The organism is Segetibacter sp. 3557_3 (assembly GCF_004354985.1).
Taxonomy (GTDB): Bacteria; Bacteroidota; Bacteroidia; order Chitinophagales; family Chitinophagaceae; genus Segetibacter.
This window is the reverse complement of sequence record NZ_SMSK01000011.1, coordinates 22,386-44,383: the sequence shown is the minus strand read 5'-3', so window position 1 is coordinate 44,383 and position 21,998 is coordinate 22,386. Positions and strand designations below refer to the sequence as shown.

Annotated in this window: 19 protein-coding genes; 6 read left to right on the top strand and 13 right to left on the bottom strand. The window is 41.5% G+C overall.

The window, feature by feature from the left end:
* Positions 1-14: 14 nt before the first annotated feature.
* The 5 genes from EXU57_RS15925 to EXU57_RS15905 all read right to left on the bottom strand — a co-directional run bounded on the left by EXU57_RS15925 (position 15) and on the right by EXU57_RS15905 (position 5,388).
* On the bottom strand, positions 15-962 hold the full coding sequence (locus EXU57_RS15925) for a relaxase/mobilization nuclease domain-containing protein (protein WP_133269230.1): 948 nt from the start codon (positions 960-962) through the stop codon (positions 15-17).
* Positions 959-1,339 (bottom strand): plasmid mobilization protein, encoded by a 381-nt coding sequence (locus EXU57_RS15920; protein ID WP_133269229.1) that lies wholly within the window; start codon positions 1,337-1,339, stop codon positions 959-961. Before EXU57_RS15920 ends, EXU57_RS15925 begins: the two co-directional genes overlap by 4 nt.
* 1,424 nt (positions 1,340-2,763) lie before the next feature.
* Positions 2,764-3,981, bottom strand: coding sequence for a primase-helicase family protein (locus tag EXU57_RS15915; protein WP_133269228.1), 1,218 nt, complete (start codon positions 3,979-3,981; stop codon positions 2,764-2,766).
* Positions 3,982-4,015: 34 nt separating this feature from the next.
* Positions 4,016-4,351 carry a helix-turn-helix domain-containing protein gene (locus EXU57_RS15910; protein WP_133269227.1) on the bottom strand — a complete coding sequence of 112 codons (336 nt, stop codon included), beginning with the start codon at positions 4,349-4,351 and terminating at the stop codon, positions 4,016-4,018.
* Between the two features lie 89 nt (positions 4,352-4,440).
* Positions 4,441-5,388: a hypothetical protein gene (locus EXU57_RS15905; RefSeq protein ID WP_133269226.1), complete on the bottom strand. Its 948-nt coding sequence runs from the start codon at positions 5,386-5,388 to the stop codon at positions 4,441-4,443.
* Positions 5,389-5,613: 225 nt separating this feature from the next.
* Between EXU57_RS15905 and EXU57_RS15900 the strand changes: the two genes are divergently transcribed.
* Complete coding sequence (locus EXU57_RS15900; RefSeq protein WP_133269225.1) at positions 5,614-6,675, top strand: Fic family protein; 1,062 nt, start codon at positions 5,614-5,616, stop codon at positions 6,673-6,675.
* Between the two features lie 13 nt (positions 6,676-6,688).
* Here EXU57_RS15900 and EXU57_RS15895 read toward each other — a convergent pair whose 3' ends face one another.
* Positions 6,689-7,636, bottom strand: a complete 948-nt coding sequence (locus tag EXU57_RS15895) for a tyrosine-type recombinase/integrase (protein WP_262708563.1) — start codon at positions 7,634-7,636, stop codon at positions 6,689-6,691.
* A 2-nt stretch (positions 7,637-7,638) separates the two neighbouring features.
* On the bottom strand, positions 7,639-7,926 hold the full coding sequence (locus EXU57_RS25910; protein ID WP_133269224.1) for an Arm DNA-binding domain-containing protein: 288 nt from the start codon (positions 7,924-7,926) through the stop codon (positions 7,639-7,641).
* 664 nt (positions 7,927-8,590) lie between these two features.
* Here EXU57_RS25910 and EXU57_RS15885 point away from each other — a divergent pair.
* The 5 genes from EXU57_RS15885 (at position 8,591) to EXU57_RS15865 (ending at position 14,434) form a co-directional block, all read left to right on the top strand.
* Positions 8,591-8,800: a helix-turn-helix transcriptional regulator gene (locus tag EXU57_RS15885; protein ID WP_207955502.1), complete on the top strand. Its 210-nt coding sequence runs from the start codon at positions 8,591-8,593 to the stop codon at positions 8,798-8,800.
* A complete protein-coding gene (locus tag EXU57_RS15880) occupies positions 8,797-9,123 on the top strand; it encodes a HipA N-terminal domain-containing protein (RefSeq protein WP_133269222.1) in 327 nt (108 codons plus the stop codon). Before EXU57_RS15885 ends, EXU57_RS15880 begins: the two co-directional genes overlap by 4 nt.
* Positions 9,120-10,064, top strand: a complete 945-nt coding sequence (locus EXU57_RS15875; RefSeq protein WP_133269221.1) for a HipA domain-containing protein — start codon at positions 9,120-9,122, stop codon at positions 10,062-10,064. Before EXU57_RS15880 ends, EXU57_RS15875 begins: the two co-directional genes overlap by 4 nt.
* 198 nt (positions 10,065-10,262) lie before the next feature.
* Positions 10,263-11,216, top strand: a complete 954-nt coding sequence (locus EXU57_RS15870; protein ID WP_207955501.1) for an SDR family oxidoreductase — start codon at positions 10,263-10,265, stop codon at positions 11,214-11,216.
* 803 nt (positions 11,217-12,019) lie between these two features.
* Entirely contained in the window at positions 12,020-14,434 is a 2,415-nt protein-coding gene (locus tag EXU57_RS15865) for an outer membrane beta-barrel protein (protein WP_133269220.1), read from the top strand.
* A gap of 393 nt (positions 14,435-14,827) precedes the next feature.
* On the opposite strand, the gene EXU57_RS15860 is transcribed toward EXU57_RS15865, so the two are convergent.
* The 6 genes from EXU57_RS15860 to EXU57_RS15835 form a co-directional block, all read right to left on the bottom strand.
* The gene (locus tag EXU57_RS15860) at positions 14,828-15,607 is read right to left on the bottom strand and encodes a murein L,D-transpeptidase catalytic domain family protein (RefSeq protein WP_133269219.1); all 780 of its coding nucleotides are present in this window, start codon (positions 15,605-15,607) and stop codon (positions 14,828-14,830) included.
* Between the two features lie 634 nt (positions 15,608-16,241).
* Complete coding sequence (locus EXU57_RS15855) at positions 16,242-16,661, bottom strand: protein-export chaperone SecB (protein ID WP_165958174.1); 420 nt, start codon at positions 16,659-16,661, stop codon at positions 16,242-16,244.
* Positions 16,658-16,906, bottom strand: coding sequence for a hypothetical protein (locus tag EXU57_RS15850; protein WP_133269217.1), 249 nt, complete (start codon positions 16,904-16,906; stop codon positions 16,658-16,660). The genes EXU57_RS15855 and EXU57_RS15850 overlap by 4 nt, the downstream gene beginning before the upstream one ends.
* A 7-nt stretch (positions 16,907-16,913) precedes the next feature.
* Positions 16,914-17,447 carry a hypothetical protein gene (locus EXU57_RS15845; RefSeq protein WP_133269216.1) on the bottom strand — a complete coding sequence of 178 codons (534 nt, stop codon included), beginning with the start codon at positions 17,445-17,447 and terminating at the stop codon, positions 16,914-16,916.
* A 16-nt stretch (positions 17,448-17,463) separates the two neighbouring features.
* Complete coding sequence (locus EXU57_RS15840) at positions 17,464-20,139, bottom strand: DEAD/DEAH box helicase family protein (protein ID WP_133269215.1); 2,676 nt, start codon at positions 20,137-20,139, stop codon at positions 17,464-17,466.
* Positions 20,140-20,162: 23 nt separating this feature from the next.
* Entirely contained in the window at positions 20,163-21,932 is a 1,770-nt protein-coding gene (locus EXU57_RS15835) for a site-specific DNA-methyltransferase (RefSeq protein WP_133269214.1), read from the bottom strand.
* Between the last annotated feature and the right edge of the window lie 66 nt (positions 21,933-21,998).

Below are 21,998 nucleotides of genomic sequence, written 5' to 3'. Positions count from 1 at the left end.
TTTTTAGATGTTGTCTACAAATGTTGTGAACGCCTTCTCTTTTGTCGTGGTTTCTTTACCAGGTGGGGGTCTAATTGCTCCTGGTTTCCTTCCGGCTTAAGAAGCTGGTTTAACATTTTTGAAGCATTATTTCTTCCGGCAGTTGCTGGCTCTTGCCTGATTGGTTGCATTTGGAACAGATTTGAATTTACGGGTGAGTTAATTCGGGATTGCTCCGACTGGTGGAGCTGTTTCCTGTCGAGCAAACGCTCGATTGTTTGCAAAGAATAGTTCAGCTCGCTGCCTTTGACCTTTACTTTCTTTTCATCGGTAAAAGAAATTCCCCTCCCTTTTTTAATCGTGTATCCATAGGTTTTCATCTGCCGTTCAAACTGCTCGAAGGTGTTAGACTTGCACAGAGCCTGGCGGATCTCCTCCTTTAATCGCTCTTTTCGCTGATCAAGCCTTGGTGTACTTCTCTGTTCTTTGGCTAAAAACCTTCGTGGGCTTTGCACCCGTTGCAGGTTGTATCGCTGCTCCATTTTGCGGCAGTAATCCCCTACTTTTTTATAGCTATTGCTGTCGCTTACAGTTCGTTTATCATAGCCCACTCTGTTAGCTACAATGTGTATATGCCGGTGAAGGGTATCGCGATGCTCAATGGCCACATACTGGTTGTTTTCAAAACCGAATTCCTTTGCACATGCCTGGCTCATTTCCATCAGCTTGTCCTTGCTTAATTGTTCACCCGGGGCGAGGCTTAACGTGATATGCAAAACCGGCTTTGAGAGTTTTGCATTCAACCGCCTCACATCGTTAAATTGCTGCACTAGTTCTTTCTCGTTTCCATAGCATTGATTGAACATTATGATCTCTGCGCGGTTCTTCATTACCGGCTCGATATCGGGCTCCTGTATCTTATCGTTCAGGCAATATTTTATACAACCGGCGAAGGACTTTCCTATAGTGACTTTGCCTATCATTGGAGGTAGTTTTTAATGTCAATTGCGAGCTGCTTAACCTGCCCGGATAGGTACTGTAATTCTGCCCTTTCAATTGCATTCAGTTCCTCAAAACTGTTCCGTTTTTTGGCGATCTGGTTGAGGTTTGCAGCCATGTGATTTAGGGTTCCCGTGAGCCGTAAAACTTCCGGGGGAAGTGCTCTTTTGAGCATGTCAATTTTCCCGTTGATACCCATCTGACGTAGATATTCTGAAACAGTCAGCTGCGCTTTTTCGGCCTTCGCCTTTATGACAAACCTTTCAGTTTTGGTACACTTCACGCCCAGCAGTGCTTCTCTTTTCACCTCTTTTCCGGGCCGTCCGCCCTTACTTCTCCGGGATTTATCTTGCTCTTCCATAGTCTCTCCTCAGGGTTAACGAATGCGGCAGCATGAGAAAACCATCCCCAAATGCGACTCGCATGAAGGGAGACAGTGGGTTTCGGTATAACCGAAACATAGCTGGCTCCTAAAAATCCTACAAATGTCTACCTGGCCGAAAACCTTGCTTTTCTTTTTGCCAGAATTGGTCAAGTAGTCGGCTAAGTCTATGTGATTGTTGTACAGGTGACTTTGACCGAGGTATTTCCTGCTCCAGTCGGGGCTGCCTGGGTGTTTCTTATTTCGGCTTCATCGCGGTTGACGTGCAGGTGTATTGTGTCGTGTTTGTCCATAAGCGGTCAACTTTTTTCAAGGAAGAAAAGAGAGTTTAGCACCAGAAAATTTGTCAGTTGATTGGGCTTTTTTTGATAGAGCGTCGGGTAGGAAAGGAAGTTGAAAAATCCTTCGAAAACGACGAGGTTTTTGCCGCTGTTACTAGCACCAATTTGTGTTACATCTTTGGGAGAACTACTGCCTTTGAAGTGCCGGTTCTGAAGCTCAAATCCGCCGGATTTATTTCAAAACCGATGGCAAAATATCTACGTTGGCTGAGTTCAAATTCTACTTATTTGCTATCTCAAAAGGTATCTTTCTTTCATCAAGATAGCGGCAAAGTGAGGGGTGTGTGAGTGGCTTTGCGGCTATGGGTTTGATCCTAGATTCAAGGGCATCCACCGGCTTGTGTGTGAAAGTTTGATGCGGTTAAATCGTCGGTATCTGCGGTGAAAAGAAAAAGAATCTTGCAGTGTTTTCAGTAGTTCTGCAACAGAACAATCGTGATACAAAATCCCGAAGTCAACGAGGTTGCCACCCCGTCCTAAACCATGGTCGTACCAGGCGTTAAATTTCCGGTTGATTATAAAAGATGGTTCCTTTTCCTGCCGTAATGGAGACCCCTTCCAGCAATCATTGTTCCGGATCTTTTTCGGAGGGTGGCCGAGCTTTTCGAGGTACTCTACTTTATCAACCTGCCTCGATTCCTTGTTAGAAATATGTTGACTGTTCATTACGTGATTATGTAAATGATGAAAACTTTCAGGATCAAAAAAAAGATCGCAACGGCCTGGCACATGAACCCTTGAGTGGCGTTTTGCGATGCCTTTGAACTGAGTCGCGCTAAAGGCGCGATAAACTTATAGCAACGATGATGCTATAAGAAACTACTGCCGCTGACCAAAAGATTCCAGGTACTTTATCAGCTTCCCATTGCTTTGCTTCCAACCCGGAAAATGAGGGGCAGCTGATGATGTGATTTTTGTTGAGTTGATGAGAAGCTTTGTACGTGCTTGTTTATTAAACCCTTATGTTGTCAACAACCCCTCACCATCAGTTGAATTTCGGCATCAATAGTATTTTTTGATAAATAATGGATGACAGTTTTGATGCGTATATTCTTCTAAGTATTAACAACTTCTACTGCCGGCATCAAAATCATCAAGATTGTTGAGTTGAAAAACCCTTTTTTGATCAACTGAATAAAACCGCCCCTTGGCATTGAATTCATGGATGTTTCCATCTGGCCCAAACTTGTATTGCAGGTAGGCGAGAGAATTGCCTGCAGGCTTTAAACACCAGGCATTTTGCAGCACATTTTTAATGGTGCCGGCATCTTGCCGCAAACCTTTTTTTGCCAGCCACTCCTGGATATCAGACAAGCTAAAACAGATCTCTTCCACGCCTTCTTTTACATCCAGGATCAATAAGAGCATCTGGGCCATTTCCACCTCCAGCTTATTGTGGTTGTAGCGCTTTACTCTTTTGAGAGCCGGGGTTGCGAGCTGATCCGGACGGAACCACATTCTTGTCGACCGCTGGGTTGTAAAAGATCTTTCTAGCAGGTAATGAATGAAAAAGGCGATCTCACTTTTAAGTTCCTTCAGCAGGTTCGTGTTTTCGTATTGCAGCGGCGGCAGCCGGCGGATCCAATAACGGATCTCGCCGGGATCAATGATTATGAAGTTATCTTCATTGTTACTGCAGAGAATGAACTTACCAAAGAACTCGATCTCCTGGCGGTCTTGCCCTTTGGCTTCTATCTTATAATACTTAGACGTGCTTAAACTTTTAATCCGTTCTGAGTCTTCCTTCCGGTCAAGAAAGGTCTCATCCACCCCTATAATGAGCTTGTGTGCCCATTCGGAATTGAAGTTGCTCCTGAAGTCCTCATTGCTGTTGATGGTCATGTTGTCGCAGAAAATAGCTTTGACAAAATTCAGAAACGTTGTTTTACCGGTGTTTCTTTCGGAGCTCACCAGGCAAAGGATGGGCAAGGTCTGCATGGGATAGAGTAGCAGGATTTTCAGGTAGTCCAGTCCGATATCCAGCTGTTCGCCAAAGACATGGTTTAGAAACACCAGGATTTTTGTTGGATGGCCGGCAGCGGGTTGATGTACGAAAGGGTGGTACCGATTGTAAAAATCTTCAATTTCTCTTTTGTAGTCCAAGTGACCAGGCACAAGACAAAATCCGTCAAACCTTGGAACCGAAGAAAGGAAATGTTTTCCATGATCCTGTTTTATACATTCCGGTGACCAGGGAACCAGGAACTCAACCAAATCTCCGGTGGCCAGCGGTTTACGCACTTTCTTATAGTAAATGGTACCAATACGCAGATAACTCATATCATTATTTTTGCTTCTACTGCAATACTGTTGGTTACCTCTTTTTTCGCGAAGCCAGGAATAGGTCGGTTTCTTCCCTTACTTCTGCGGTTGTTTTCTTTCTTCCCTGCTTTATCCATTCGATTAGCTCGGATTTGTAGAAGTATAAGCGTTTACCCTGCTTATTAACAGGTATTTCCCGGCGACTGACTTTCCCGTAGAGGGTGGGGATGGAGAGATTAAGAAATTTCGCAGCTTCGGTAATCGTCAACAGTTCATCTTCTTTTTCCGATGAGCTCGTTTCTTCCCGTAATAACTGCTCTATTGTGGTCAGCTTATCATAAAGCTGCCTTACCGCCTGGGGTAATTGATCGAAGGTGAGTGCATCCATAACAGCATTTTTTGTTTTATACTGCAATGGTAGTGTGATGCTAAGTAGGGTTACAAGGGGTTAAACTCCCAAACCGCCTGCAAGGCTCCTTAATTTTTGCTGTTTCTATTGTTTCTTTGTTCGAGCAGGATAACAAACTGTCCATCCTTTTTGCGAACATTTAAGATCGGGGATTGACAGATTTTAGTGTTGGAGGAAATTATGTCGAGTAGGTACTTTTCGGAGAAGCTTTTAACTGAACCCCTGTCAACATATTCAAAGTGTTCCTGTATCCAGTTAATAAGTTCTATTTTATTGCAACCTACAATTAAGTTGGCTTCAAATAGCTGTTTGAAAGCATCTGCCAGTTGGTTGCCATTACTTTTAAAAACAAGCGGCTCGTTGGGAACTGCCTGTTTCATCAGCAGGCTTTGCAGCTGTGGTTGGTGGTCGGTTTTAAAATAATCTTTTATCAGATCATAAAACTCCAGTGCTATACCCCTTTTAAAAACCGGTGTTGCTTCTTCCTTTTTGATCGGTTTAGTAAAAAGTTGCTTTTCCGGCGACTTTTGTACCTGAGTAACTTTCAGAACGCTTTCCTCAAATTGGCCCAATACTTTCTGCCTGGCCCGGATGGTATCCTCTAAATCATGCATAAAATCAACGTCGGCTTTTGCATGATCCTGGAATGATAGTGCAGGAAGTATGAAAAGCTCTTTTAAGTCCAGGCTAAATAAAAGATCGGTCAGGTGTTCGGTGCCAATAGGAACATCGGAATGATTTAAGTTGTACCAGAACTTGTTAAACCTTTCTTTTACTTCACCCAGCCGCTGCAACTGGAGTTGTATCTGTTCGCCTGGCAGGTTCAGGATATCTGTGAGGGCAAGCTCTCTCAATGCCTTTAACTCGTTTGCGAAACCATCGTTTAAATGCGGATTTTGGTGGCTGATGCTGTAAACTGACAATTCCCCACGGGTACCTTCGGCAACTGATCTCTTCAGGCTTATTTTAATGTCCAGCGTTTGGAGCTTTATTATAAAGTCGTTGTAATGCTTCATGATGCTCCTTGGTAGTTTTTTTAAGTCTTACCAGTATAAACTACCTCATATTGGTTTTGCCACGGCTAACCATAATCGGTAGGTATAATAGACTTAATTGGCTTTTACATTGTTTCCGATAGTTTTGATGTAGATCAAAAATAGTAGATTTTGACTCAAATCGAAAGTAAATGAGTCAAAAAAGCTTGTTTTTGACTTATGTTTACAGAATGTAAGTCAAACCTGATGATCAAGTTACTTCCCTTAGATGCTGATGTAGAAACTAAAGCTGTTTTACGTAAAACTGCTCTGGCCCACAAAGCTTTAGCTGAACTCAAAGGCGTAATCAGCAGTATTCCAAATGAAAACATTTTTTTAGAAACACTTACTTTAAGAGAAGCAAAAGAAAGTTCAGCTATCGAAAACATTATTAGTACGTTCGATGAAGTGTATCAAAGCAATCTTTTGTCCAGCCAATTTGTTACTCCCGCATCTAAAGAAGTACACCAATATGCGGAAGCACTAAAAAGAGGCTTTTCCCTGGTTAAAACTCATGGTTTACTAACAAATAATTACATTTTGCAAATTCAGGAAGTCGTTGAGCAAAATAATGCTGGCTTTAGGAAATTGCCTGGCACCCAGCTATTAAATGACAAAACCGGTGAAATAATCTATACTCCTCCACAGGACTTTGACACTATCTCAACCTTAATGACTAATCTGGAAACGTTTATAAACGATGATGAGATGATGGATGCGGATCATTTGGTTAAGATGGCAATTATTCACCATCAATTTGAAAGTATTCATCCGTTTTACGATGGAAATGGGCGTACCGGGAGGATCATTAATATTTTATACCTGGTTCAAAAAAATTTACTGCATTTGCCTGTTCTTTACCTCAGCAGGTATATTATTCAGCATAAAAATGATTATTACCGCCTTTTACAACGGGTAAGAGACACCGGTGAATGGGAAGAATGGATATTGTTTGTCTTAGATGGCATTGAACAAACCGCAAGGGAAAGTGTGTTCCTGATTGCAAGTATCAAAAACCTGATGCAACAATTTAAACAAACAATACGAAGCGACTACCCTAAGATGTACAGCCAGGATCTGCTAAGTAATTTATTCAAATACCCTTACACAAAAATAGAATTTGTAGAGAAAGATTTGGGGGTAAGCCGTAGTACATCTATCCGTTATTTAGAAACATTGGTTACTGCTCGTATTTTAGAAAAGGTAAAAGTTGGAAGAGATAACTTCTATCTTAACAAAGAACTTTTCAAATTATTAAGTGGCAGTTAAGGAAAGACAGCTACTATAGTACATTTTTTCTTTCCTCCGTCTTAAAAGCTGTCAAGGCTTTCACTGTCTCTCTTTTACTTTCATCCTCAAAGCCTGCTAAGTAGTTTTGAGTAGTTTTTACATTGCTATGTCCTAAAGCCTCGCTTATAAACTCCGTACTTGCTCCACTTCGCTGAAGTATTGTTGCAAAACTATGACGGGCGGCATAGGTTGTGCAATCGGCTTCGATGCCTAAGGTGCGGGTAATTGCTCTCATGTGATCATTAATAACAGCCGTAAGCTGCTTAACCAACTGCCACTCTCGAACGATTGTTATGCCCTGGGTAAGCACCGGGAAAATGTAAGTGCTCCCATCTAACCGCGGATTACCCCACTTTTTAATGATTTGTTTTAAATCGTCAACCAGTGCAACCCGGATCGGTTCAACCTTCCGTTTTGTTCGTGTGGTCTTGGCTCTCTCGAATTCCAGTACTTCGCCCTTGATGTTTTCGTATTTCAAGAGGCACATATCTTTTACATTGATCCCGTTACACAAATACATAAATATCCAGAAATCCTTCATCCTTTCTGCAGCAGATCCAGACTCTGGCTTATGGTAGTAAATTAAGGCAATGTCTTTCAAAGTGAGTGCCTTTTTTACATTGTTTGCTGTAGGTATCTCGTATTTTTTCTTACCAAATGGATAAAGTTCTTGTGTGAGTAATCCTTCGACTATCGCGCTATTGAAAATGGCACGGACTGCGCGTAGATATATTCCAACCGTTGTAATGCTGCTCCCATTATCAAGCATCCACCTTTCATACTTTCTTAAAACTTCCGGGGTTATGTCGGCATACTTAGCCCCCGGCATAAACTTACTAAGGCTGCTTAGCGCACACTCATAAGACACAGCTGTACCAATCCTTCCCTCCGCGCGTAATGCCTTTGAACAGGCTTCAAAGGCGTGATGGAGCGAGCTAATTGCTACCTTATTGTTGAGAAACTTTTTTTCAAATCCATGCCATGTAAATAATTGTAGCTCTTTGATAATGTCGACTGCCTTCTTTCGTTGGCTTGGAGTTTTAAAGAGATGTCTTTATAATCATGCCGGGGCTTACCTCCCTGAGACTTTTCAAAATCCTCTTTACTTAAGTTGAAAGGTGTGGGGTAATATTTTTGTGCTCGATTGTGAGTTACCCGCAATTTAACGGGATATGTCCCGTCCTTTAACGGTCTTCTAGTATCCAGGATGATCGCGGTAGTTGCACTCATTGTGTATGCAAGATAACTCTATTTGCATACAATTTGCATACATTTTCAATCAAAACAACCATTAGCTCAAAGAATTAAAAACAAGTGAATTGGCCAAAAGCCTTAACAGGACTGCACTCTACAGTATTTGCTTCGTGTTATTGTATTGTTGTTTATCATGATAAGCTCGACTCATAATCAGGTGGTCCTAGGTTCAAATCCTAGTGGGCCCACTGAACTCAAGCAGTTATAAATGAAAGTTTATAGCTGCTTTTTGTTTGATACTAATTTGATACATGTTTTTTCAAAGGTTTTTGTCGTTAATAGACGCTGAACAGGGGACTGTTTTAATCGTGTTCGTTTTCCTTTTCGCGTTGGTTTGCCCGTTTTAATCAATTGCAGCTATTGCGGACAAATGTTGAAAACTGCCGGTTCTGATACCAATAGACGTGAGTCACCAATGTCCATTCTCTGAATAGAGAACTACTCTCCTACCTGTTTTAGACTTTTGGCAACCCAATCCTGATTAGTTTTTCTGCAATTCATTGTTGAACTTTTATCAAATTATCGCCGGCATTGAAAATTGTACCCCTCCGGTTACAAGTTACGTTTACCCTGAGGTTTTATACCTGATGAGGTATAATAAAAGAAAGTTGACTAATTTTACACCTGAACGGGTATACACATGAAATTGAGCCAATTTGTAAAACTAAGCAGAAGTAAGGTAAAACTTACGCAACCCGAATTAGCACAAAAGGCTGGTGTAGGGTTAAGGTTTATCCGTGAGCTAGAACAAGGCAAAGAAACCTTGAGATTGGATAAAGTAAATCAGGTGTTACAATTGTTTGGTTACGAAGTAGGCGCAATTGAGTCAAATAAAAATCCGCAGGCATGAGAAAGGCAGAAATAAAGATGCATGATAAAACAGCAGGCTGGCTTACTCAGGATGAGTATGGTTATCATTTTCAATACGATGAGCAATATCTTCAATCAGAAGCCGCTGAGCCGGTTAGCTTAACCCTGCCAATAAAAGATCGCCAATTTACCTCGAACATATTATTTCCTTTTTTTGATGGTTTAATACCCGAAGGCTGGTTATTGGACATAGCCGAAAAAAACTGGAAGCTAAACCCCCGGGACAGAATGGGCCTGTTGCTGGCTTGTTGCAAAGACTGCATAGGTGCTGTGAGCGTTAATCGAGTAATAGAAGAACAATGAATCGCCGCTGCTTATACTGCTATAAACCATTAATTACTATTGAGTTAGACTTTCATGCTGCTTGCAGTAAAAAGATGTTTGGAACAGGTTCGCAACCAGAGTTGCCTTTTGACGAGGATCAACTAGGGGAATTGGCGCAGAAAATAATACAGGCAAGTACCACTGTCACCGGAGTTCAGCCCAAGATTTCTCTAAATCTTCCGACGACAAACGGACCTAATACAGTAGGCAGGTTTACTCTTGTAGGGTTGTGGGGCAACTACATCTTGAAACCGCCCACCCTTAATTACCCGGAGTTGCCCGAAGTAGAAGACCTTACTATGCACCTGGCCGCCATTGCCAGGATCAAAGTTGTTCCACATAGCTTAATTCGTTTAAGCTCAGGAAACCTGGCCTATATAACCAGGAGGATTGATCGGACAAAGAAAGGCAAGTTGCACATGGAAGACATGTGTCAATTAACGGGAAGGCTTACAGAAGATAAATACAATGGGAGTTACGAACAGATAGCAAAAGCGATTCAAAAATATTCCGCAACGCCCGGATTAGATTTGATTAATTTTTTTGAAGTGGTATTGTTTTCTTTTATAACAGGTAATGCTGACATGCATTTAAAAAATTTCTCATTAATAAATGATCCGGGTGTAGGAATGATATTTTCACCGGCTTACGATTTAGTTGCGACAAAACTGGTAAATCGCGCCGATGATGAAGAACTGGCCTTGACCTTGAACGGCAAAAAAAAAAGAATAAAAAAGGCGGACTTTATAACTGCGTTCAATAATTCAAAGCTTAGCGACAAACAACAACAAAACATGTTTAATAAAATGATTAGGACAAAAGAGCAGTGGAAGGATATGATTACGTCAAGTTTTTTAAGTCAGGACTTTAAAGATCAGTTTACTGGTTTGCTAAAAGCTCAATTAGATAAAATAAGATAAAGCTGGTCGATTAGAATTATAAACCAAGCAATCTGTATTCATAATCTTGCTATTGTGACGGCATACGCAAAAGAGACTCTCTCTCCATGTTTGCCCTTTCTAAGCGTTCGGGCTTTTTGTTAATAACCGATCTTACTTATTTCAGCAACATTAAATTGTTGATGGCGTGAACATTGCACTAAATTCAACAAAAGACTTATGAACAAGATAGCCCTAGTTGTTGGAGCAAGTGGAATTGTGGGTAATAACTTAAGCCAGGAACTTATATCTAATGGGTGGACAACCTATGGCCTGGCTCGCAGACCAAAGAATGATATAGCAAACCTACAACCCGTAGCTGCTGATTTGCTCGACGTGGATAACCTTACAAATGCACTTGCCGATATTAATCCTACCCATGTATTTATAACCAGTTGGATGCGCAATGAGACAGAAGCTGAAAACATTAGGGTAAACAGTGCCATGGTTCGTAACCTGCTTACAGTTCTATCACCAAAAAAATCGCTGCAACATGTAGCGCTTGTAACTGGTCTTAAACATTACCTTGGCCCCTTTGATGCTTATGCTAAAAGCGGCTTTCTGCCTGTAACACCTTTAAACGAGGAGCAACCCCGGCTCAAACTCGAAAACTTTTATTACGCCCAGGAAGATGAAGTATACGCTGCTGCCGCACGGGGTGGTTTCACCTGGTCTATACATCGTCCCCATACCATTATTGGTAAAGCAACTGGTAACCTCATGAACATGGGTACAACCCTTGCCGTTTATGCAACGATCTGCAAAGAGAAAGGCCTGCCTTTTCGCTGGCCGGGTTCAGAAGCGCAATGGAAAGGACTTTCTGATGTAACAGATGCAAGGGTACTTGCTAAACACCTCATCTGGGCAGCAACCACAGAAGCTGCTCATAACGAAGCCTTCAATATTGTTAATGGCGATTATTTCAGATGGAAAGATTTATGGCTAAAGCTTGCCTCGTTTTTTGGTTTAAGAGCAATCGGTTATGAGGGAGAAATTAAACCTTTAGAGGTAGAATTATCAAAGTATGAATCTGAATGGACAGAGATAGCGAATAAATATAATCTGGTGGAACCCAACCTATACCAGCTTGCTTCTGCCTGGCACACTGACCTTGATTTAGGTCGCCCAATTTAAGTTATGACAGACATGTCTAAAAGTAGAAAACTCGGCTTTCTTGTATTCCAAAAAACCGAGGATTCATTTTATGACTTGTTCAAACAACTTCGGCTAGACAATCTAATTCCTTAACCGTTTAGCAGCTCGAGTATTTAATAACTACTTAGGGCCTTGTTTAATTTAATCGGATAATAACAGAAGATTACCCGGTTAACATATTTTATAAGACCACAACCATTCCGCAACATTGTGGCCCATCATTTTTTCATTAAAGGATTGGGATTAAAATTTCGAATGAAGATTTTCAACTAAACATGAAGGTGGGGTACCATAGAACCCAACTCATATTCACTAATACAATAAAAGCCCAATTAAGGGCTAAAAAGGAGGACACTGTAAAGAACAGGTAAGCTGCTCAGGCTGCATGCCGCACACCAATGCACCACTTAAATAATTGCTTGTGCTGCTGCAAAGTGATGGGAAGGCAACAAGCATGGGAATGCCGGAATGCACGTGAGGTAAAGCCTTTTAGAAGGCTACTTCAAAAAAACTACACCCTTTAAAAAATCTCCCAATCATATTTCACTTACACGGGCAACAACATTGCAAAACTAAAAACTTCTCTCTCGCAATTTAGGGAAGACAGAGCTACCCCAAACATTTTACAAAACTTAAATCATTGAAGATTAGCAAACTGAAATAGCAAAATCCCGAACTTTCTGTTTCCGTGATTTCTTTCCTTAATTTTCCTGATTTCGGGTCGGCCATATTTGAAAACATTTATTAAATTAGTTATTCCGGTTGAGTAAAAATCACATGGAATGATTACCACCAGGCTCTACCTCTTTATAGTACTGTTGAATCTCAGTGGATACGCTCAAACCATCACCGGGAACGTGCAGGAAGCGGATAAAAAGATGCTGACCCTCGTTAATGTGCTGCTCCTGAAAGCCAAAGATTCAAGCCTTGTAAAGGGAACCATAACAGATACATCGGGAAACTATACCATCAGCAATGTTCGGCCAGGCACCTATGTTTTGAGGGCATCAAGGATAGGATACAGTCAGGGATATTCATTGCCTTTTACGATCAACGCAGAAAAGAGTGAGCTTGTCATGCCTGTTTTAATCCTTTCGGTTCAATCCGGACAGTTGAACGAGGTAACCGTTGCGGCTAAACGCCCCTTTCTTGAACAGAAGATAGACCGTACGGTGGTCAATGTGGCGGGCAGCATCATCGCCAGCGGGAGTACAGCGCTGGATATCCTGGAAAAAGCACCAGGTGTAACCATAGACCGGCAGAATGACCAGATCAGCCTCCGGGGTAAAGAAGGGGTGATCGTACAGATTGATGGCAGGCAGACCTACCTTTCTATGGCTGACGTTGTTGCCATGCTGAAAAGCATGTCGAGCGATAACATCGACAGGATCGAGCTGATCACCAATCCTTCCGCCAGGTACGATGCTGCCGGTAATGCAGGCATCATTGACATCCGGCTGAAAAAGAACAATAACCTGGGTACAAACGGTTTACTTTCCGTTTCTGCCGGATCAGGACGTTACCATCGTGAACAGGCGAGCCTGCAAATCAACCATCGGACCTCAAAAATCAACCTGTTTGGAAATTTTAGTGCAAACCTGGGCGGCAACTACTCTGACTTCGATGTAAGGCGTACCCAGGCCGATGGGGCACAGCGTAATTTTATCAACAGTTCCTCTTATATAATTTTTAAGAACAGCAGTCAGAATACTAAAGCAGGCCTCGATTACTTTGTCAATAAAACGACTACGATGGGCCTTGTCTGGACAGGATCATGGAATGAGATCGGGGAAAGAAGTCCGGCACATGTCTTTTTCAGAAGAGAAGAAACCGGGCCGGTATATCTTCAGACCCTTACCGATAAAAGGCAATCAAGCCAGGCATCCAACCATGTAGGCAACTTCAATATACAACACACTTTTCTGAAAAAACAGGGGCAGCTGTCAGCTGACATTGATGCCGGACGGTTCAGGCGGTATTATTACAATGCGCTGAATACGGAAACCATAATACCTTCCATCCCTGCTGAACCGCTTACCGGTCTGTACACCTACATGCCCACATTTATTGACATACTTTCCTTCAGAACGGATTTCAGTCAATCCATCAATCCCAGTTGGAAAATGGAAGCGGGGCTCAAGAGCAGCTCCGTACGCTCCGATAACGATGTTGCATTGCACAGTGGCCTGAGTGGCCACCTGCAAAAGGATACCAGCTTATCCAATCACTTCCTCTACACGGAACGGGTAAATGCGGCATACGCAACCTTTTCCGGCAAACTCGATGTAAAGACGAATTTGATGCTTGGACTAAGGGCAGAACACACCCATTCTGTTGGCAACTCGCTCACCTTCAAACACGTTGTTGACAGGAAATACCTGAATCTATTTCCAAGTGTTTTCCTGTCGCGTGCTGTAACCAGAAGTCATACGGTCACCTTTTCCTACAGCTACCGTATCGACCGGCCGAATTACCAGAACCTCAACCCGGCACGTTCGTACCTCGACCCTTATAGGTATACTGCCGGCAATCCGTTCCTGAAGCCGCAGTACACACATTCCGTGGAACTTAAACATGGATTTAAAAACAAGGTCTTCACTTCTCTTGCAGCCAGTTATGTTTCTGACCTGGTATTCTTTGTTATTCAACCCATTGATTCCAGACTCAGTGAGCGCATGCCCGAAAATATTGGCAAATCCCAGGCATATAGTCTTGTTATCAGTTTCCCGGTTGCAGTTTGCAAAGGCTGGACCATACAAAGTACGTTGATGGGCAATTACAGCCAGTTTCAATATACTTATAAAAGCTCCCCGCTTTCTGTTCAGCAAATCTCCGGACGGTTGAATGCTGCAAACGCTATTTTGTTGGGCAAAGGCTGGACAGCTGAGCTGACGGGGTGGCTGAACACACCGGCAGTCAGGGCGCTACAGCACAGCCCATGGCTGGGTTCAATAGATGCAGGAATACAAAAATCCATCGGTTCAAGATGGAAGGCCAGTGTAAGCGTGCAGGATGTGCTGCACACCAATTATACCAGGTTCAGGATTGAAGCTCCGGATTTTTACAATACAGTTTGGATCCGTTTAGATTCAAGGGTAGCCATGTTCAAACTGACGTATGCCTTCGGCAACCAGCAATTGAAAAATGCCCGGCAGCGTAAACTGGGTTCAGAAGAGGAAATCCAGCGCACGAACTGATGCTAACAAAGAAGCAGCTGAAGCTCACTTTTCAGAAGGGTTTTTACGGTTATTTACATGTAATAAACACCGGCGAGCCAATGCTGTTTAACGAAGGCTTATTTTTTATAGAACCATCATAGGAACTACTATGGAACTCCGGTTGTGTCACTCCCTTGTACCGTATCTCACTACTGTGCCCCAACGAGCGCAGTGGAACACGGACGACACCGATTTGACGATAGGGATTGCTGTTGTTGATAATGCTTGTGTATTCATGGGCAACTTACAGCATACTATGTAACAGAAGATATTCGAAAGTGTGCTCCTGGTATGAATAAAAGAAATCTGTGACCATCCTTCCAAGCCCTCCCATCCGTGTGCCCTTGCCGAATGCGGAAAAGCTTCCAGGCGTTATGCCAGGGCATTGATGATAGCGGAATTAGCAGCGTATTGCTTGTCAGGGCTGTAAAGAAACAGGCAACTGCCGTTTTTAACTGTTTCGATAATTGGCTTATTGAGCGCTTCGGGAACCGCGGGGCAACCAAGGCTGCGACCGATAAAGCCTTGCGCCTTAACTACGGCTTCACTCACGTAACTGGCGCTATGCATTACTACGGCACGGTCGTTAGCGTTGTCGTTAAAGCCCTTGTCCTGGCCCAGTAGCCGCATCGACAGGCCATGTTTCCCCATATAGGTATCACCCGTAACGTAAAATCCCAGGCTGCTCTTGAAACTTTCTGCCACGTTAGAAAAGTCGGTAGCCATTAGTTTTCCCGAACCACGACCATGCGACACATAGGTGTGGAACAACAGTTTGTTGTTTTTCAGATCAAGGATAAATAGTCTTTTTTGAGAGGAAGGAAGGCTGAAGTCAACAATTGAAATGATGTCTCCGTTTTGCAGCTTGCCGTTTGCAGCAAGATAGTCGTGACCCTTGATGGCGTAGTCAAAGGCTTGTTTGGACAACCCTAATTTGCCAAGTCCGAGGCTTTCATAAACGTTCCCTTTTACTTTAGTGGCCAGGTCGGCTGTAGTGGTCTTTTCACCAGGGGCTTTTTTCCGGGCCGACACCGAAACTGAAGCTTTTCTTTTACCATGCTTCACAGAAGACTTGGCATAACCAAAAGCGAAGGGAAGCAGCAAAACTGAACTCGCGATTACGGATAATTTCTTACGAAAACGCCTGTTCATAGCGGGGTAGTTTTCTTATGGTAAAAAGCACAAAAATGTGGCCAGATATTGCTTTTTAAGGTAATACAATCATAGTTTAGGGGGTGCCTTCGGCTCCATTATATCAATGTTGTTTAGTTAAGTAGTTTTCTTATGGGACCGGCAGATGGACGCTAATCAGCTCCGGTTGCCACGCCCGTCCGAACAGCTCAGCCGGGCGGGCTCGCTTGTACTGTATCACATTATTGAGCGTGTCCTAAAAGCCACCCGGGCGGACATTGCATTTCGTTCACCGGTCAAATGAAGATGAAAGGGTTCGGAATTGTTCGGAATCTATAGAAACGTTTAAATCTTATTGAACATAGGGTTAGACGAAGCACAGCTGGGTAGCTGAGGTCGTTAGCGTACCTGACCCATGACGAGGAAGTCCCAGGTTCAATTACTAGTGGTCGCACTTGAACATCAAGCACTTATAACAGAAATGGAGTAAGTGCTTTTTCATTTGCATACAATTTCCATACGATATTTCTTGAGTTTACACTTACATTACATAAACATGCACTTTGAGAAGATTTTTTAAGTTCAAAGGTCCACTCTCCAAATTTTTTCAAGGCGAAAGATTGCGAAGGCAAAAAACCGAAGCCAGCAAATTTATTCATTCAATCACCTGCATACTGGTCTTTAGGTTGTTTCCTATAGATGTTAAATTGAAAGTCGGTAACGTCACCGTAAACAAACCTGATTGGGTCGTAAGATTTGAAACGTAAGCTCTTATGTAGGGGAATGCAATGGCCGGGGCATTTACTAAAAAAAGGCTGTTTGTATAGTCTTTAATTTCCGCCCCTTGGTCGTAATCAAATATTGAAACGGTTTTTACCTGGATGTTGAATTTATTAGCCTCTTCAATCACTTCGACATTTAACTCTAAATGAAATTGATTAAGAGCTTTGAAAATATAGCCTTTAGGAGTGAAGTTTACCTTGATGCTGAACTCACCCTGCTCTGTAAGGATAATATGACTTTCCTTAACAAAAAAGTTTACGAAACGAATGGCTGCTTGCTGTACTTCACTCATGCTGCTGAAGCGTAGTTGCATTCACCTACACTTACAGTAACATCTTCCAAGTCAGCAGGACTATTTGTGTAGCTAATAGTCTCAATTCTGGAAACTACGTTGTGAAGGGAAATTGAGTGAATAAACTCTTCCATTGTAGGACCTTCTAATTCCAATGCCTCAATTTCAGACCACTCTTTGCGGAACTGTTCTTTGCTAATTGAAGCAAGGTGTTCTCTTAATTTCTGTAATAATGGAGTGTTCATGATTGGTTTACTGCAAATAATGTTCCGGGTAAATTACCCTAAAGGACTGCGAAGATAAGTTTTTCTTAGTGATGAGGCAAATCTGAACTCGCTCGTTTAGAAACATGTACTCCCCTCTTTGACCTCCAAACGATATAACATTCTGTCTCTCTGGGTTGTCGGCAGCCCGTACTGAAGTATATGGGAAACCAACATGTCTTTTTAAGTATTCTATAACTTTTGGGACTGTTATTTCTTCACCTTCCTCGAAATGCCCATTTTGTTTAAGCTCTTTGTACACTTCATAAAACTCTAGTTTCTGACCCACATTTCCATATAAGTCATAGGTTTCATTATTGATTGCAATTTCAGCCTCAAAAATCATGTACTCATCTCCATACCTTGACCTGCCGAACTTATGAGCCCAATCTGGATTAGCATCCCAGAAGTAATAACCATGACCTAACCAGGCTGCCCTTGTTTGACATTTGATTGGACCATTGTTTTCTATATCATCAACGTTATACTGGTCTTGTAAAGTATGATAGCCGATAGTTAGCATGCTGTGGGATGCAATTTTAGCATTTAATGTTTGGACTAACTATGCCGGCAAAACTTTTTGTTTTGGAAACCTGGTCATGTGGTATTAAAGCATACTTCCAAGGTTTGCCCTTATTGACTTGTGTAAATTCAGTTGCATAGGCGCAATATTTACAAGCCGCATTTGCCTTCTCTATAACTTCAGCTGCATTCAAGTCTTTTAAGGCTTTTGCCTCTAACATATAAATTGTGTCTTCTGTTTCCACAATGAAATCAGGTTCGTAAAGTTTTGAATTGTGGCTCCAGTAAATACGGAACTGGTTAGGTGCTGGTCGAAGCCACTTCAACACGGCTTTGTCATTTTCTAAGATGTAAGAAATAGTTTGTTCTGTACGGCTGTCAAACTTGTATTCAAAATGACAAGCCTTTTCAAAACCACGGAAGACATACTTCGGAACATCAACTGCCGGAAACGTCTCATCACGATAATCTTTGTAACCTGCATTTCTTAGGGCTGTAAAGTTCCAGTCCTCTATTCTTGTAAATGGTCTTACGTTTGGTTTAATGTATTCAGGCTCATTCAACTGAAAGTGTTGCATCATCTGGTCGTAAATCTTATTAGCAATAATCTTACGCCATTGAAAAATTGTTTTGCGTAAATCCGCCTTGTCTGCCAGTTGGTCTTCTATACGGTCTAAAGCCTGCTTTGCCAGTTTGTGTAACAATGCAGCATTAGTGTCATAATCTACTTCTGAAAAGTTTATCAATTCAGAAATCAACAATTTGCCAGGATGACCATAATCAACACCGGGGCGAACATCAATTGTATCGTAGCTATTGTCCTTCAAACCAACTACTACAATTTCTTCGTTAAGTGGGTCGAAGTGTATATCCGCTGTGTCTAAGTCGAACTCCTTAAATGAAGCTGTAACCTCACCTTGCACCAAGTCCATTCTTGGAATTTCAATGGTGTTGTTTTTATAGTCGTTTACCATCGTTTCATAGATGGCTTCCGCTTCTGTAACAATGCTTTCGGCAAATACATTCAACTGACCAGTGCTTAACTCTCTCTTTACTGCCGCTATTACCTGTTGCTTAACTTCAGGCTTTTTAAGGTCATCTACATTTTTAACAGCAGTGTTGGTGTTGAAGGAAGGTATGACAGTGACTAAAATTTTCTTTGCATCAACCTGATTTTGCTTTTGCTGTTTCTTTTCAGGTTCAACAATTTTATCTACTTCTTCCTGCTCTTTCTTTATCTGCTGTGTTATAGTAGTTTGAGATGTAACCACAACAGTTCTACCAGCCAAATCGGCTTCATCTATTTCAACAAACTTTAATTTGTTTAAAATAGAATTGGGGTCTTGTGCCGCTGTGATAACCCGGTGAAAGTTGTCATGTGCTACAACGGTTAACTTGTCTATTTTTTCCACTCCTGTACGTTCACCATTGTAGGGCAATCTTAATCCTCTACCAATTGTTTGCTCAACCAAAATTGAAGCGTTGGCAGCCCTTAAAGGAACAATGGTGTAAAGGTTTGCTACGTCCCATCCTTCTTTAAGCATGTTCACATGAATGACAACCTCGATTTCATTGTCTTCCTGCTCCAGTGTAATAAATTGCTGCTCTATTTGTTCCTCGTTCCTCGTGGTGCTATCTATCTGTAATACTTTGTCTGTGTAATCTCCGTTATAAAAATCCTTTGAATTAATGAGGCTATACACTTCCCTTGCATGGGCAATGTCACGGCATACCACTAAGACGAAAGGCTTTACTAACCTTTTATTGTTGTTGAGTGAGTAAAGTTTCAGTTCCTGCTTTGTGTCTTCATGGATGCTTATAGCATCTTCCAGTTTTATTTTTTCAATTTCTTCGTCACTTCTGCCTTTCGGGTCGAAGTCTTTGCGGGTGGCAATTGTTGGGTTCTTTACATATAAACCATCTGACAATGCCTGTGCTAAAGAATATTCATAAACAACATTTCTAAACTGGCTACCATCGTCGGCTATTGGTGTTGCGGTTAATTCAATACCTAAAATTGGTTTTAGTTCGTTGATGGCATTTCTGCTTTGGTCAGCATGATAACGATGTGCTTCGTCCATGAGGATTACAAGGTCATCCAACTTGCTTAGGTAATCCCAGTAGGACTGCCCTAAATATTCAGAAAGTCTTTTTATCCGTGGCGGCTTTGCAACTCCTCCTTGTCTTGTGCCACGACTTTCAGAATTGAATTTTGAGATGTTGAAAATGTTTATCCTTACTTCAGTATTGCTAAATAAGGTACTTGCCTGGCTATAATTATCACCGGTAATAACAACCGGTTTATTATGAACAAACTCGGATATGCCATTAAAAACATACTTAGGTGCAGAAGCATTGCTAAAGTCTTCAATCAACTTATTATAAATGGTAAGGTTGGGTGCTAAGATGAAAAAGTTTCTTATGCCTTTCTCAAGATACAGGTAGGTAACACATGCACCCATCAGCCTTGTTTTACCAACGCCTGTAGCAATCGAATAACAAATAGATACAAAGTCTCTTTCAAAAGCTGTACACGTTGGATAAAGAGCTCTGACATTTTGCGATTCTGATGTCAAATCCACTTCTTTATTCAGTTCCAATATATCCGCTAAGCCAGCCAGAATATCCAAACTTTCCTGTAACGGTTTACGAAGCGACAAACGTTGTTTTATATTACTTGCAGTTGCATTCATGTTTCGGTGATGCTTTTAAAAGTTTAGAATAGTGATGGTTGATTATCTGACTTTGATTTCTGCTTCTTTGACTTTATAGTTATGTGCTCAACAGTTACCACTGATTGAACACTTTCTCCATTTGCTTCTGTTTCTTCGGGAGCATTCACAATGGTCAGTGAATAATCGTCTTTGCCAAACTCACATCTACCTAAAAGCATTTGTGGAATTTTCTTGATGGTGATGTTGCTATGCTTGTTCTTGCATTCTTTTTTAAAGCTCTTACAACATATCAGTAAACTTTCATCCGGCTTTAGCCCTTCATGAAGCCTGTCCAGCACTTCAACTGTCATAAATTGAGTAGTTGTAAAAATGAAGTCCTTTTCTGAAGATTTTCCTTGTTTCCAATAAATGCTTTCATCAGGTGAATAATGAAATCCTTCCTGTTTTGCCATAGCTGCGGCAAGCATATCGGCATTGTATTGGCTATCAATTACCCAATTGCCATATTGGTCTTGTTTTAAAAGACTTGGTGCAAGTGTGTAAAATTTGAAACCTCCGCCACCTTTCCAATTAACTGTTTTAGTTACTCCACTTTCGTCAATTCCATCGACAATTTGTTTTAATCTGAATGTGCAATGCGTATTAGCGTGTTCCCCTAACTCAATACCAATCCATTTCCTTTTCATTTTATGAGCCACAGCAGCAGTTGTTCCTGACCCTAAAAAACTGTCTAATATCCAATCGCCTTCTTCTGTTGACATTTCGATACATCGCTTGACTAACTTTTCAGGTTTTTTCCCATTTTTAAATATCACCCCGCCCTCACCTGCAATTCCGTTATATGGAATGTCTGTCCACAAATTTGTAAGTGGTTTAGCAATCACCTTTTGGTTATCAACTATTTTAATTTTAGAACTTAAAAAGTACATCTGGCGACCACCATATATGTATATATCGTCATAGTCTTCTCTTTCTAAATAGAAGACTGTTTGTGGATTGATTTTAGACTGCTCCCTTAATTCCACAATTGTTCTCCCCGCAGCATCACTAATAGCAGTAGATTGGAAAACCCTATGAACATTTTGTTCTGCAAACAACCCAACCTCTGCTTCAAAATCTAATTTTCCTTTGGCTCTCTTTGCGCTTCTAACATCGTTGAAACCTTGAAGTTTAGCATAGTGTTCTGCTAAACCTTCTATCTTCCAATCTGCATAATTTTCGTCTATATTCGTAACTATCTTGTTATACATTACGTCATAGTTTGCAGAAACATACTGTATATCATATTTATAGTTACGCCTATTTTTAGCATACATTAAGATGTATTCCGTTTGGGAATATGGAGATGGATTGACAACCTTATGACCAGAAGGGTCTGAAGTTTTCACAACCATCATATTCAAGAAGTTATTTCTTTGAAATATCTCATCCATCACCATCCTCAAATAAGCCATTTCTTTATCATCAATATGAACGAATATCACGCCGTCGGAAGCCAATAATCGTTGCAGTATTTTTAATCTCCTCGCCATTAAATCAAGCCAAACACTATGCTCTATACCATCATCATAATGCTCAAACGCAGCCCCGGTATTGAACGGCGGGTCAATATAAATACACTTGATTTTACCAGTAAATTCCTGTTCTAATGCTTTTAACGCAAGAAGATTGTCTCCATTAATAAGCAAATTTTCAGCTTTGGGGTCACCGTAGCTTTTAGTTGGTTCTTCTATAAGGATACGAGGTTCCAACTTAGGGTCCATATCCTTGCCTATCCAAGTAAGTTCAAGTTTTTGCGGTTGTTTACTCATTTGTTACAATTTCATCTTTCTTTCAACTTTTCCGCCCCAATAAAATAATGTTTGCATAGCGTTCTT